General features: G+C 45.5%; 12 protein-coding genes. 10 read left to right on the top strand and 2 right to left on the bottom strand.

Translation table 11 applies throughout. The features are described from left to right. Nucleotides 1-117: 117 nt before the first annotated feature. A complete protein-coding gene (locus DEH07_01295) occupies nucleotides 118-441 on the bottom strand; it encodes a hypothetical protein (protein ID HBY03189.1) in 324 nt (107 codons plus the stop codon). Between the two features lie 1334 nt (nucleotides 442-1775). On the opposite strand from DEH07_01295, the gene DEH07_01290 reads away from it, so the two are divergent. Continuing rightward, nucleotides 1776-3716, top strand: coding sequence for a hypothetical protein (locus DEH07_01290; protein HBY03188.1), 1941 nt, complete (start codon nucleotides 1776-1778; stop codon nucleotides 3714-3716). 103 nt (nucleotides 3717-3819) lie between these two features. On the opposite strand, the gene DEH07_01285 is transcribed toward DEH07_01290, so the two are convergent. Beyond that, complete coding sequence (locus DEH07_01285; protein ID HBY03187.1) at nucleotides 3820-4560, bottom strand: hypothetical protein; 741 nt, start codon at nucleotides 4558-4560, stop codon at nucleotides 3820-3822. A gap of 173 nt (nucleotides 4561-4733) precedes the next feature. Between DEH07_01285 and DEH07_01280 the strand changes: the two genes are divergently transcribed. The 9 genes from DEH07_01280 (at nucleotide 4734) to DEH07_01240 (ending at nucleotide 13988) form a co-directional block, all read left to right on the top strand. After that, the gene (locus DEH07_01280) at nucleotides 4734-5192 is read left to right on the top strand and encodes a transcriptional regulator (protein ID HBY03186.1); all 459 of its coding nucleotides are present in this window, start codon (nucleotides 4734-4736) and stop codon (nucleotides 5190-5192) included. A 38-nt stretch (nucleotides 5193-5230) separates the two neighbouring features. Further along, nucleotides 5231-5953, top strand: coding sequence for a glycosyltransferase (locus tag DEH07_01275; GenBank protein ID HBY03185.1), 723 nt, complete (start codon nucleotides 5231-5233; stop codon nucleotides 5951-5953). Nucleotides 5954-6033: 80 nt separating this feature from the next. Continuing rightward, nucleotides 6034-6489 carry a hypothetical protein gene (locus tag DEH07_01270; protein HBY03184.1) on the top strand — a complete coding sequence of 152 codons (456 nt, stop codon included), beginning with the start codon at nucleotides 6034-6036 and terminating at the stop codon, nucleotides 6487-6489. Nucleotides 6490-6515: 26 nt separating this feature from the next. After that, on the top strand, nucleotides 6516-7805 hold the full coding sequence (locus tag DEH07_01265) for a transcriptional regulator (protein HBY03183.1): 1290 nt from the start codon (nucleotides 6516-6518) through the stop codon (nucleotides 7803-7805). A gap of 37 nt (nucleotides 7806-7842) precedes the next feature. Next, the gene (locus DEH07_01260) at nucleotides 7843-9828 is read left to right on the top strand and encodes a hypothetical protein (GenBank protein ID HBY03182.1); all 1986 of its coding nucleotides are present in this window, start codon (nucleotides 7843-7845) and stop codon (nucleotides 9826-9828) included. Beyond that, a complete protein-coding gene (gene csaB, locus DEH07_01255) occupies nucleotides 9803-10948 on the top strand; it encodes a polysaccharide pyruvyl transferase CsaB (GenBank protein ID HBY03181.1) in 1146 nt (381 codons plus the stop codon). The genes DEH07_01260 and csaB overlap by 26 nt, the downstream gene beginning before the upstream one ends. Then, nucleotides 10842-12524 (top strand): copper amine oxidase, encoded by a 1683-nt coding sequence (locus DEH07_01250; protein ID HBY03180.1) that lies wholly within the window; start codon nucleotides 10842-10844, stop codon nucleotides 12522-12524. Before csaB ends, DEH07_01250 begins: the two co-directional genes overlap by 107 nt. A 4-nt stretch (nucleotides 12525-12528) precedes the next feature. Then, entirely contained in the window at nucleotides 12529-13560 is a 1032-nt protein-coding gene (locus DEH07_01245; protein ID HBY03179.1) for a hypothetical protein, read from the top strand. A gap of 176 nt (nucleotides 13561-13736) precedes the next feature. Continuing rightward, nucleotides 13737-13988 (top strand): hypothetical protein, encoded by a 252-nt coding sequence (locus tag DEH07_01240; protein ID HBY03178.1) that lies wholly within the window; start codon nucleotides 13737-13739, stop codon nucleotides 13986-13988. Nucleotides 13989-13991 lie beyond the last annotated feature (3 nt).

The raw sequence follows: 13991 nt of genomic DNA, 5'->3' as shown, positions 1-13991 counted from the left end.
GGTAATCCCCTTTTGAACCTTAAAAACCTTGTAGCACAAGGATTGTAACGTTTTATCAAGTGCAAACTCGTAAACTACCGCTAGTATACAGTATCATAAATAACGTTACATAACCAATTATACTGTTAATTCGTCCAGCCGATATTTCCATTTAAAAATAACTGTGTCAGCGTTGACTTCATCAATATATTGGTTAATACGCAGCTTTAATTCTTCTTTTGTGCCGACTCGCAAAGACCGAAGAAAAGAGCGTGTCATTTTATTAAAAAACATTTCAATCATATTGAGCCATGAGCCATGTTTTGGAGTAAATACAAATTCGAACCTGTTGGGATATTGCTTTAGCCATTGCAGGGCTTCCTTTGATACATGAGCAGAATGATTATCAAGAATAACCCGTATTTGCCAAGCCGGGTCATAGTGTTCGTGTAAGGCTTGCAGAAATTCGGTAAATTACTCCTATGGCGCTCGCGTATTATTATAGATAGAATGAAACCATCATGTAGATCTATTCCAGCCAGCAGGGATAATGTGCCGAGTCTACGGTACTCATAATCTCTACCCCAACTCCTATATTTACCTGGCTCGGGCGGGAGATCTTTGGCTATCCCAGCGATCGCTTGGATTCCCGGTTTTTCATCATAACTAACAGTTACCTTTTTATGTTCAGAGTATAAATTGACATCATCATTGAATTGATTTACTTCTTGGTAAACCACAAGTAACGTTATTTGTGATACTACATACTAGTGAAGCAGATAGGTACGGCAACGTTCGCCATTACTCTGATGCTTAAGCGCTGACAGCAGTATGTTCTCCAATATCCTGTACAGCCCATCTTTCCTCTCAGAACTCATCTTCCATCCATTTCATTGATTACGGCTGGAACTCTCATCGAAACGAGCACACAACCCTTTGCTGATTGCTGCCGGCTTTGCCGACCGGTTCATTACTGTTCCTTGGCTGGAGAATAAACTTCTTAACATTAAATTTGTCTGAATGAGCAACCCATTGGATACCACATTTTACTAAATGTTAGCCCAATTAAGGGACCGTGGAAATCGAGGCTAGTACATAAAAAGGCAATCGGTATTTAACTAAATGGTGTATGTTACGTAACCAATGAGTATAGTTGCAGGAAGGACTTATCAGGGTCCTTCCTGCTTTGTTTATTACAAATAAAAGCTTCATTAAAAACCACCCTGACAGTCAGTGAAGGGGCGTTGTTTGACAATTTACTGCGGCCGCAACGCCGTTTAGAGGGCCAGAGGACGGTTCATTAGCTCGGAAAAGCTTATTCTTTAAATCGGTTCCTGGTAGCCATGGTTATATGAATTAAGATCAAGCCACAGTCATTAATTTAATTCACTAACTAATGTCAATATCTGGATTTGACGGACAAACCGTGCCATGCTACAATTTACTAAGAATGGAACAACGCAACCGGGACTTGTTATTTTGAGTTGTCTTTAAATAGTACTAAGGTGATCATTATTTTTTAGCTTAATTGCGCCGACTTACTTATTATGTATAGATGTATCCCTCTATACAAAATAAGTAAAGAAAGGAGGGATAGTATGAAAAAAGAATGGTCCACGCCACGGCTGAACGAAATCGAAATCAAAATGACTGAAACCACTAAGGGTTATACTGGGAACGATGGTATGGGTTGCGGAGCAGGGCAAGGATGCGACCACCCTGGCTGGACTCCTCCTGCTTATTGTTGTTGTTCGTAGCAAACTACTAAACATACGGTTTAAGGTGCAGAAATAAATATGAGTTCAGTATGTGGAATCTATTTTCTCGATGGCAGGCCGGTTACCGCTGAAACAGGTGAAGCTATGATGCGGGAATTAGGCGCCTGCCACGCAGATTATGCTGGGACATGGTATCGGGGGCAGGTGTTTCTTGGTTGCCATGTCCTTTTTTTTACACCGGAGTCAATGCTTGAGGTTCTGCCATCCTATGATTCTGCCACCGGTCTGACAATTACGGCGGACGCAGTAATTGATAACCGTGCTGAGCTGTATGATCAGTTGAGTATTGAACCTGTCCGCAGAGAGAACGTTACTGACAGCCAGTTGATTTTACTGGCCTATCAAAAATGGGGACGGGACTGCCCAAAATACCTTTTAGGGGATTTTGCCTTCGCCATCTGGAATGACCGTTGCCGGACGCTTTTTTGCGCAGTAGACCACACCGGGACAAAATCTTTTTACTATTACCAGTCGGGCGGTTTTTTTGCCTTCTCTTCACTGCTCAGGCCGCTTTTTGTTCTTTCCGGGATTTCTAAAAAATACAATGAAACCTGGATTGCAGATTTTCTGGCTTTACCCACAGTTATGCATCAACTGGATCCCGAACTGACTATATATAAGGATGTTTATCTTTTACCAGCCGGGCATACCTTGACAGTTAAATCTGAAAGAGTAGATAAACAGCTTTACTGGCAAGTTGAACGGCAGGCTGAACTCAAGCTGCCCTCGGATAACGAATACGAAGAAGCATTCCGGGAAGTGCTGGGTGAAGCAGTACGCTGCCGTCTGCGTAATATCCGCCGCGTCGGGGCAATGATGAGCGGTGGGCTGGATTCCACCTCGGTTGCCTGTCTGGCTGCACGGGAACTAAAGTCCAGGAACGATCAGCGGCTGATATCCTTCAGTTCGATACCGAAACATGGTTACCGGAACTGGCTTGCAGACAAATGGATCGCTGACGAAACACCCTATATCGAAGCAGTAAGGCAACATAATGGGTACATTGATGTTGTTTACTGCCGCGCGGAAGGTAAACATCCGCTAAACGGTACAAGCCGCCTGCTGACAATATTAGAACAACCTTATAAAATTATTGAAAACCTGTTCTGGATCGACGACATCATGACCAAAGGAAAAGAACTTAATGTTGGTGTTATTTTATCGGGAGGCGCTGGTAATGCTACAATTTCCTGGGGTGAGCTCACGGCATATCTGCTTTCGCTACACCGGATGGGGAAGTGGTCCAGTATGTGCCGCGAAAGCTGGAGGTTTGCCATGCTCCAGGATAGCCCACTCAAAGCATTATATAAACTATTCAGAACATTATTTCCTTACAATAGACAAAATATTCTTCATCCACAAGTTGATCAACAATGGCAAAAAATTCTTAACTTATCGGTTATCAACCGTGATTTTGCAAAACGTGTCAGTGCCCATGAACGGTTTCGCCAGTTCCGATATTCTCTGTTCAGGCCAATGGACTCCTGGGAAACCAGACAAACGTTGCTCAGCCCTGCAGCTTTCAGCCATTTTGGTGTAATCAATACAAAGCTGGGACTGGCCAATCAAGTGGCATTGCGTGATCCCACTATGGACAAGCGGGTGATTGAGTTTTGTTTAAGCGTGCCGGAAAACCTATATATATGTAACGGCAAGGAAAGATATTTAATCAGGCGGGCGATGGCTGGGATCGTCCCTGACAAAGTATTGTCTAACGAAACTGTGCGGGGTGCACAGGGCGCCGACTGGGTCCAGCGAATGGAGAACAATTGGGTGGAATTGAAAGATGAAATTTCAAGAATTGGCTCATTGGAAATAGAGCGTGAGTATCTTGATATTGCCAAAATTCAAGGATCGCTTAATAAATACACTAAACTGGACGATGCTGTGGCAGGTGAATTTAACCTGCGCGTATTAGTACGCAGTTTGATCTTCAGCAGGTTTTTGAGACAAAATTAATAACACGCTCCATATCAAGAACACAGAATATAATATATAGTTTCGGCATTTTACATGGCTCATTTTGTCATATTTATAATACGCCTTCATAATTGCAATTAAATTAAAAACATCCCAAACCGCATTGGGTTATGGTATATCCCCACTCGTCACATACGCTGCCGATTAGAAACAGGCTGACTTTGAGTTTACCGGCCATTTTGCGGGCTTGCTCACAGGTTATCTGTTTGTCCGGATAATTGGTCTCCAACGCCGATTTCACCCTGGTCCTGTTTTCTAAATAGGCTTCAAAAAGCTGGCCCAGGATACTTTTTAATTCACCAGAAATGCCCTCCTGCAAGTTTTCTCTGAAAACAAGAAGTCCAGGCCGATACTTTTTTATCTGATCCTGCGCTTTCTTATTCGTCTCCCCGTAATGTGTATTCAGGATAAAGACATCAGCCTGGTTTATTATGGTTCGTCCGGGCACATAATCCGGTTCAGGTGAATTTAGAATAAAAACTTGCATAGCCCAGGGAAAGTTCAGCATTCCTCTGCAGTCCTCCAAGAAAACACGATCTAATCTTTTATCCGGATCAAAAAAGAACATATAGCGGACTGCTTTTTGCAGTTTGTCCTTCAGCCCCCGGAGTTCAAGAATGTTTTGGGAGGAATCCCATTTTTCTGATATATTTTTTGCCAGTTCATCATACTGCTCATGCTCACACAACTGTAACGGCCCACTCTTTATTTTTTCAGAGGCAATAGTCCGGATCACCTTAAAACCGCAAAATGTCTCCAGAAACAAAGAGCCCCAGCCTTCCTTCGGATATAACCCAACTGTATTTAACGCCACCGCCAACATATAATTCCCCCCCTCGTATAGTCCACACCCCTACTTAATGGAAAATGAAGTCTAAGTACTAACCTAATTATGTTAACATATCCAAAAATAATTGACATGCTATTTTAACATGCATATACTTAACATAATAAATTGTTTGTTTCCTTAAGTTTATATGCAGGGGTGAACGTTTTTTGGAGGAAGATTCCTTATCACCATCTTTAGAAAGGCTGGAAATAACACTTCAACAGCTAATTCGCCGTATACACGAAAAGATGGATGTTTTTATGGCGCAAGGGGTAACAGGCAGCCAGTTTTTTGTCATGAAAAGAATACATGAAAGAGGAAAGATGACCGTTTCTGAGGTCGCCAACGAACTGAACGTTTCCCTGAGCGCAATTACAGCCCTGACAGACAGGCTTTTTAAAATCGGATTAATCAAACGTGACCGGGATGAAAAAGACCGCAGGCTGGTTTGGCTGACGATGACCCCTCAGGGGGAAAAAACATTACAGGACTGTGGCGCAAACAGACAGGAAGTGTTTAAAAAGTATCTTGGGGATCTTACCCAGGGGGATCTTACCCAGGAAGATCTTACCAGCTTAATAAACATCTGTGATAAAATTCTGGCTTTAATGAAAAAGGAACAATAAGGAGTTGTCTGTAATATGGGTTTGGAGCTTGCCTGAAATTGCGTGTAAATATTTTAGATGCCTGGATTGATGCTTTAAGCATAGATGAAATAGAAAACAGGATCAGTCATTTTGTTTCCGAGCCAGGACCTCATCAAATAGTTACTTTAAATCCCGAGATTCTTTACAGGGCACAAAAAGAGCCTGCGCTTCTCAAGTTGATCAATAGCTCAAGCCTGGTAACGGCAGACGGTGTGGGTGTGGTCTGGGCTTCTAGGATTGCCCGCTGTTCCGTACCGGAACGGGTAACCGGAATTGACTTAATGCTTCGTCTTGTGGCAAGATGCGCAAGGGAAGGCTGGAGTATTTACCTGCTGGGGGGTAAGCCCGGTGTGGCTGGCGCCGCCGCTTCCAGGCTGGTACAACAGTACCCGCAGCTAAAAATAGCGGGGACACATCATGGATACTTCAACAGCATAAAAGAAGTTGTTCAAAAAATAAAAGAATCCCGCCCTCAAATCCTTTTTGTTGGAATGGGGGCGCCCGGACAGGATTATTTTGTTCATAAAAACCTTTCTTCTCTCGGTGTACCTGTAGGAATGGGAGTCGGGGGAAGTTTTGATGTTATCGCGGGAAAGGCAAAGCGGGCGCCTGCATGGCTTCAAAAAGCGCATCTTGAGTGGTTATACCGTTTTATAAAAGAGCCCAGCCGTATCGGAAGAATGGCTATTTTACCCAAGTTTGCCTGGCTGGTCTTGCGCCGTTACTTCCTGAATAGTTAATATAAGCGAATTTTTGCAGGAAATGGGCGGCAGTTTGTCGAATAATCTTTTGAAAAACGGCTGACCAGGGGGAATAACTAATGTTCAGGCGTAAATCAATACTAGTATTATTGCTGATTATAACCATAGCCGGCGCCGCCTATGCCGGGTTTGCGATTGCTGCGGATACAGGGGAACCGGGCTCACATCTTGACCCCCTGGTTACTAAAAGCTTCGTTGAACAATATGTAACTGACTTTGTAAAAAAAGCTTTGGACACAGCGGGAAATTCGGGAACCCAGTGGCGCATTAAATCAATTGCCCAGGGACAGGATGTCATCCTCTCAGAAGGCACAGAGTTTATTATTCGATCCGGAAAAGCTGTGATTATTGACCCGGTTGGAAGCGGCATTACCGATCTTACTGCAGGAACTTCCACCGGCAGCGGACAACCGGCTGCCCGCGATCATCTCTTTCTAGTACCGCGTTCGGACGGACGGGGAATTCACGCACAGTCGGCAGTAACCTTTATGTACCTCGGCAGCCTGTCGGATTAAACTGTCTTTAAGCAGGTGTTTTTAAAATGAAAATAAAACCTAAAAGAAGATTAAAGCGCAAAGGAAAATTTTTCTTTTCTATCTTTTTGGTCTTTGTTCTTTTAGCGGTGTGTTTCCTTGTGGCCAACGCCTATTTGTTCCAATTGCCTGGTGTGCCTACAACCCTGGATGCTTTGAAACCCACTCCCAAGTCTATGACAGTCCTTTTGCTTGGCGCCGACTCGCGGCCGGGTGAAGTCACCGGAAGAACGGATTCTATTATTGTTGCTCATGTGGATACCACTCAAAAGAGGCTTTCTTTATTATCGGTACCCAGAGATACCAAAGTAGAAATACCTCGGCATGGAACAGATAAAATAAACTGCGCCAATGTATATGGAGGACCGGCTTTAACAGCCGATGTTGTTTCTGATTTGATCGGTACTCCAGTCAAGTATTATACGCTTGTCAATTGGGACGGTTTCAAGGACATCGTGGATATCCTGGGAGGAATAACCATTGATGTTGATAAAAGAATGTACTATTACAGCCGTGCTGACGGTCCCGAATATGCAATTGATCTCCGGCCGGGCGTACAGCGCCTGGATGGGAAAAAGGCCCTCCAGTACGTTCGTTGCAGGAATGACGCCCTCGGTGATATATCCAGAACCCAGCGCCAGTTGAAGTTCCTTACAGCGCTGGCCCATGAAGTGATCAAACCCGAGACAATAATAAAACTGCCTAGGTTAATACCTAAAGTGAACGAATGTATGAAAACCAACCTTTCTACAGGGCAGCTTATTGAGCTTGCCTCAATGGCTAAGAAACTGGACCAACTGGCGACAGTCGCCCAGACGCTGCCGGGCAGTTTCTCCAATCAAAATGGAGTAAGCTACTGGGCAGTAGATTACGAACAGGCCAGACAAGTCGCCAAGGCTCTTTTCGAGAACGGACAGGTTGCGAAGGTCATCCAGGATAACGCTGGGGACAAGTCTTCCGGAACAACAATGGTTTACCAGGAAAAAGATAACGCTCTGCCTTCTCCAACCGCCGAGCAAAAGAACGTACAGGATGAAAATGCCCAGGAACAACCCGGGGGAACTCCGGAAAATGACTGGGGTGATAACGGGGAGATATACCCCTGGCCCGATGATTCTACCAACCCGCCGGACAATGAATCAGGTTTACTTAGTCCTGACCAGCAGCAGGATTCTGCTCCGGAAAACGGACAGGATAATAATGGACAGAATAACTCAGATGAAAATAATGACGGCAGTGATTCGGACGGGATAGAATTTATTCCAATTCCAGACGACAGCGCGACAGGAAACATATAACAGAAGAAACCGTTTCCAGACAGGAAAGGGCAGAATAGTGAAAAAAAGCTGGTACCTCAGACTGCTTATCTTTTTGCTGGCTGCAGGTATAATAGCAGCCGGAATGGCGGCAATACAGCGGTACAGGGCCGAGGAAAATTACCGGACAGTAGAATTGGCCATGTCTTATGACGAACTGCAGTCACTGGCCAGACAGACTGGTAAAAGTGTTCCGGAATTAATGCGTGTTTTCCGGGAATCCGGACTGACAACTGTGTTGTTTAAAGAGCCCGGAGCAGACGAAATCAGCAATTACGGCAATTTTGACATAATGACCGGACAGGAAGTCCTTGCCGTAAGCAGGCTGGGCGGAAAATCCCCGGGGAATATAGCAAATATCATCGGGGACAGTGAAATTAAAGCTGATCATACTTACTTTTTCACAAACAAAAAAGACGAAGCCCTTCAACTTTTAGAACAGCTAAGGGTAAAGACCGGGAAAGTAAAGCTTTACCAGGATAAGGATTATTATATCATCAGCACAAGCGCGGATTACACCACATTAAAAACCACAGGCCTCGGCTTCCCCGGCGAACCTTTGAGGGAAAGCGCCCGCTGCGGTCTGCTCGCTGTCGTGCAGCTGCGCAACTGGCAGGGAGTCAATGAAAAGAGTATAACCGGTGTATTTAAACCCCTTAAAAGTATCCCCAACCTATCTGCAGTAGCCTTTAATGATCCCAGCGTGCCGGGATATCCAAAGCAATTACCCTATCTGGCAAAAGAAATACGCTCTTTGGGCGTTCCGGTAACTGAAATCGAATTTTTTGCCCAGCGGGGTTTGACAAAGCTTGCTATACTTCTTGACAAGCATCTTGTCCGGCTGCATACGGCAAAGATTGAGGAAATGCCCAAATACGAAACCGCAGATTTGGAAAGCCGCTTTATTCTGGCTGCCAGCGAACGCAACATAAGAATTCTGTTACTTCGTCCCCTTACTTATTTAAAAACAGGCGACCCCCTGTCCGAAAACGCTTTGTTCATCTCAAGCCTTAAAAAGGATCTTGAACAAAAAGGCCTCAAGACAGGAAAAGCTTCTACTCTGCCGCCGATAGCTGTTTCACGCTTCGGACTGTTTATTATGGGGCTAGGGGTTATTTCCGGAGGATTGCTGCTTCTGGAAAAATTGGCGTACCAGATCAAATGGTGGGTTTTAGGGATAGCTGCGATTATAATCTATGCCGTTTTACTGTTTATCGCTCCCGACCCGGCCCGTAAGCTAATGGCCTTTGCCGCTGTTATTGTTTTCCCTACTTTGTCCCTGTTAACATTTGTGCGCAACCGCAGGTTAACAGCCTGGCAGAGTATAATCATGCTGGCGGTTACATGTTTATATTCATTAATCGGTGCGCTGTTTACTATCGGACTGCTGTTTGATTCGGCCTATATTTTGAAATTGGATGCCTTTATGGGCGTTAAAGCAGCGCATATTTTGCCTTTGGTAATCATAGGACTGGTCTTTTCAGTTTATTCAGGGCCTCCTCCTTTAAAAACGGAACAGGCTGAAACAAACTTAAACAAGTTCCGGAACGGCTTGGCCAATCTTTTAGACCAGCCCGTATTGCTTAAACTGGCTCTTGCCGGCGCTGTATTCCTGGCTATTCTTGCCGTATATGTAATGCGCACGGGAAACGAAGTTGTTGTACCCCCGTCAACACTCGAACTGAAATTCAGGGCGCTTCTGGATCATTTTCTGGGGGTTCGCCCGAGGACCAAAGAGTTTTTGCTGGGACAGCCTCTTTTGCTGCTGCTCTTCTACACAGGGTACAGGGGCAATGCCTATCTTCCCCTTCTTTTACTTGGGGCTATCGGGCAGATTTCCATAGTCAACACTTTTGCTCACCTTCACACACCACTTGCTGTTTCGATGCTGCGTTTTTTTAATGGATTCTGGTCCGGAATTATAATTGGGCTTGTTTTAATCCTGCTTCTAAACCTGGCCGTACGTTGGTGTAAAGCTCATGAACACTGCAAAGATACCGGGTAAACCGCATTTAGTCATTTCAGGGTATTACGGCTTTGACAATGCCGGCGACGAAGCAATTCTGCTCAGCCTGGTCACCGCTTTCCGGACTATCTGCCCTGAAGTTCAGTTAACCGTATTATCCAGCAACCCATCGAATACGGCGAATCTATATCATGTGCAGGCATTAAACCGCTGGCAACCGGGGGAAGTGTACCGGGCTTTAAGAGAAGCCGACATGCTGGTCAGTGGCGGTGGAAGCCTGCTGCAGGACGTTACCGGTTTAAAGAGCCTCGTTTACTACCTCGGGGTAGTCTGGTTGGCTCTCAAATTAAAAAAACCCGTTGGTTTTTGTGGACAGGGTGTCGGACCGGTTACCAGCGGGATTGGCCGCCGGCTGATGAAAAGCATTGCTGATAAAGTCGACCTGATCACGGTCCGGGATGAGCAATCGGCAAATGACCTGCTTGAAATGGGCATAACTTCGCCACCCGTATATGTTACTGCAGATCCTGTTTTTGTGCTTAAAAAAAATGATTTCAGCCCTGAACAGGAAAATAAATTCCTTCAAAGTCCGCATCAAGATAATCAGAGCGGCAAAGTCCAGTCAACAGCCGGCATATCCATAAGAGAATGGTCTTTATTTAACGAAAAAGATCAACTGGTTGTTGCAAAACTGGCCGATCATTTATCAGATTCAGGCTGGCAAATAATCTTTCTCCCGTTTCACTATCCAACCGACTTTACTGCCTGCCTCAGGGTAAAGCAGTTGATGAAATCCCCTGCGCAGGTTATAGATAAAGTACTTACCGCCCGTGAAGCAGGTTCAATAATAGGAAGCCTCGATCTGTTAATCGGCATGCGCCTGCATTCATTAATTTTGGCGGCTGTAGCCGGAGTGCCTTTTATAGGCATCTCCTATGATCCAAAAATAAAGCGCTTTTTAAACCAGCTTGGCCTTCATCCTGCCGGGGAAGCGTCAAGCCTTGAGTATTCCAAGTGCCTTTCAGCGGTAAATGAAGTGATCAGTAATCAGGATGCCTTCAAAAACAAGATATGGCGTGCGGTTGAAATTTTACAGCCGAAAGCGCTGCTCAATGCAAGACTGGCCTTGGAATTGGCTGGGACGCTTAAGGAGAGTTAAAATGAGGTCTGTAATTATTAAATTTTTAGCTGTTGCTTTATCGTTATGGCTTGTCTTTACAGGTGTAAATTACAGCACGCTGTTGGCTTCAACTACCGGGTCCGCCGCGCCGGCAGCACTTTCTGAAAAAGAACTTGCAACGCCTCCCCAGATACAACCCGGCGGAGAACTTATACCGGGCGGCGTCCAGTCGTTTGCGGGGTCTTCTAAAAACGCGCAGGAAATATCCCCGGGAGTGATTTACTACACTCTTGAGGGGCAGAACTGGAAGAAAAAACCTCTTCACGGTTACGTCGTGGAAGCAGATCCCTCTTTGAATTTGATGGAACTCCGTGTGGCGACCGGTCAGGATACCCTGGGCAAAAGGGAAACATTAAGCAGTATTGCCGCCAGGCATGGGGCTGTTGCAGCCGTAAACGCCGGTTTTTTTGACGGCAGCACAGGCTGGCCTATTGGGCATCTTATGCAGGACGGCCACATGTTGAATTCCTGGAATATTTTAAGAACATCGGTGGGATTTACTGACCAGAAAAAGGCTGTTATCGGCTATTTTGCACCCCAGGTTACAGCCCAGTTAGGCGATACTGTCCTGGATATTGAAGGTGTTAATTATCCCGCCGCCGAAAACGAAATTATACTTTACACTCCTTTTTTCAGCTCCGATGTAAAAATACCGTCCGGCGGGACCGGTATAATTATCGCCCCTGATGAAAACGGCATCCTCTCTGTAAGCGGCATGACAACAGACACAACTGCGGTACCTTCAAACGGCTATGTGCTTACTCTGCGGGACGACAAAAAAAGTCTTATTGCCAGCCTGGATCCTGGTTCGGCTGTTAAAATTAAAATAGACTATGACCAGCAGTGGAAAAGCCTTAAGCATCTGGTTACCGCCGGCCCGCTGCTGGTTGAAGACGGGCAGCCGGTTTTTAACGCCACTTTTGAAGGATTCCGGGGAAGCATTCTCGAACCGGCTGCGCGAACGGCGGTCGGTATAAATAAGGAAGGCAGGATAATTCTGGCGGTTGTAGACGGCAAGAAAGACTGGAGCGCCGGCCTTACCCTGGAGGAACTCGCCTACCTGATGACCGATTTGGGATGTATAAGGGCTGCTGCCCTGGATGGCGGAGGTTCCAGCGGCATGTGGACTAAAGGAAACCTGGTCAGCGCCCCTACCGACGGCAAGGAAAGGACGGTTGCCAACGCAATACTTGTTCTTTACCAGGTACCGGTTTACCTGAACAACCAGAGGATCTTTTTCGACGTGCCGCCTTTATTTGAAAACGGACGTGTGCTTGTGCCCCTGAGAAAAATATTCGATTCTTTGCAGGCGCAAATAAAGTGGGATCAGGATTCCAAAACAGTTACGGCGACGAAGAACAATAAAACGGTAGTCTTAACCGTTGGAAAACAAAACGCTCTGATTGACGGAAAGGTCTATTCCCTTGATGTCCCCGCCTGCATAAAAGACGGCAGAATAATGGTTCCCCTCCGCTTCGTCAGCAGTTCTCTCGGCGCAAACGTCAAATGGCGCAGTAAACCTCCCGGAGTTTTTATAACATCAAATGCAGGGTGATAACATGTTTAGAGTTTTATCCGCTATTTCAAAACGTATAGTCTTTTTACTTATATTTATCCTTTTCTGGGCGCCCTCCATTCCAGCCAATGCCCAGGAAGCGCCGAGTTTTTCCGTCGAGTTCGATTACAGGGATGACATTACTTACAACCATCCCAATTATGTGGAGCAGCTTCCTGACGGCAGCATCCTTGCCTGCCGGGTAGGTTTCCGGGAACCGGCGGTTGTACAAATCTCCCCCAGCGGGACGGAAACCGTTCTTGTGAAAGGGATTCAGGCTTCCTGCGTCAAACTGCTGCCTTCCGGCAACATGCTAATTGCTGAATCCGGAGCGCCCGGCAAACCGTTTACACCCCGCGTTTTTGAAGCGGCGCCCAGTGGTTCGGCCGTCTGGGAGTACAGCCTGCAGTCCCTTTCAAGTTCTCCTCGATATGTTGAACGGCTGCAAAACGGCAATATTTTAATTACCCTTCCCCATAAAATCATTGAAGTAACCAGAGATAAAAAGATTGTGTGGTCTTACGGCTGGGGAAAACCTGTAAAACCTGATACACGCGGGTACCTTGCCAACACCGTTCAAGCCACACGCCTTGAAAGCGGCAATACTTTAATTGTCGACTGCGGCACAACCAACGGTACTGTTTTTGAAATAACACCAAAAAAAGATATCGTCTGGCAGTTTGGTTCTTTTACAGGCAAATGCCCCTACAGTGCAGATAACACGAGCGGGCAGGATACGGCAAATACAGCGGCTGAAATACCGGCCTGTATATTTTCCCCCATGGGAGCCTTACGTTTACCGGATGGAAACACTCTGATCGCGGACAAAGCCAATTTACGCCTGGTCGAAATCGGCCCTTCCGGCGCTATCCTGCAAAAAATGTCCTGGAAAGAGAGTCTTTCCGGCCAGTCGGTAATGAACCAGTGGATGGTAAGCCCCCAAAGTGATTACAGCGTAATTATCCCCTGCACACTGACAAGCTCACGATCTTTAATCAGGATCATCAAATTTGACAATATGGAAACCCTTGATTAAATATTTTCCTCCTTAGCAATTGCGCCGGTAATCTCGGCAAACATTTCCACCAACCTTTACACAAGGCTGTTAAAAAAAGCCATGAACATGTCCAAATAAAATTATGCAAGAAAACAAATTTTAGTTTACAATATAATATGGGAAAAGGGTAATGTCACTTAAAAGGGGTGTACGGTGTGTCCGACAAAAAAAGAATAAATTACGAGGAAATCGCCAAGGAACTGCTGATAACTTACCTTGAAGAATATAAAGTTGATGAATTAAAAAACCCAATCAAGGCAGCAGCAATCATTTCAGAAATGTACAGGATAATTCTAAACAGGATTAGCCAGGATGATAATGAGGATGTTCCCGAGCTAAACGCCGGAAACGAAGACCAAGAAGGAGCAGTTAAGTTTTACAGATTTTTATTAAATTACAATGTTTAGTTT

Origin of the sequence: Desulfotomaculum sp., assembly GCA_003513005.1 — a bacterium.
In the GTDB taxonomy this organism is placed as follows: domain Bacteria; phylum Bacillota; class Desulfotomaculia; order Desulfotomaculales; family Nap2-2B; genus 46-80.
This window is presented reverse-complemented; position numbering and strand designations above follow the sequence as displayed.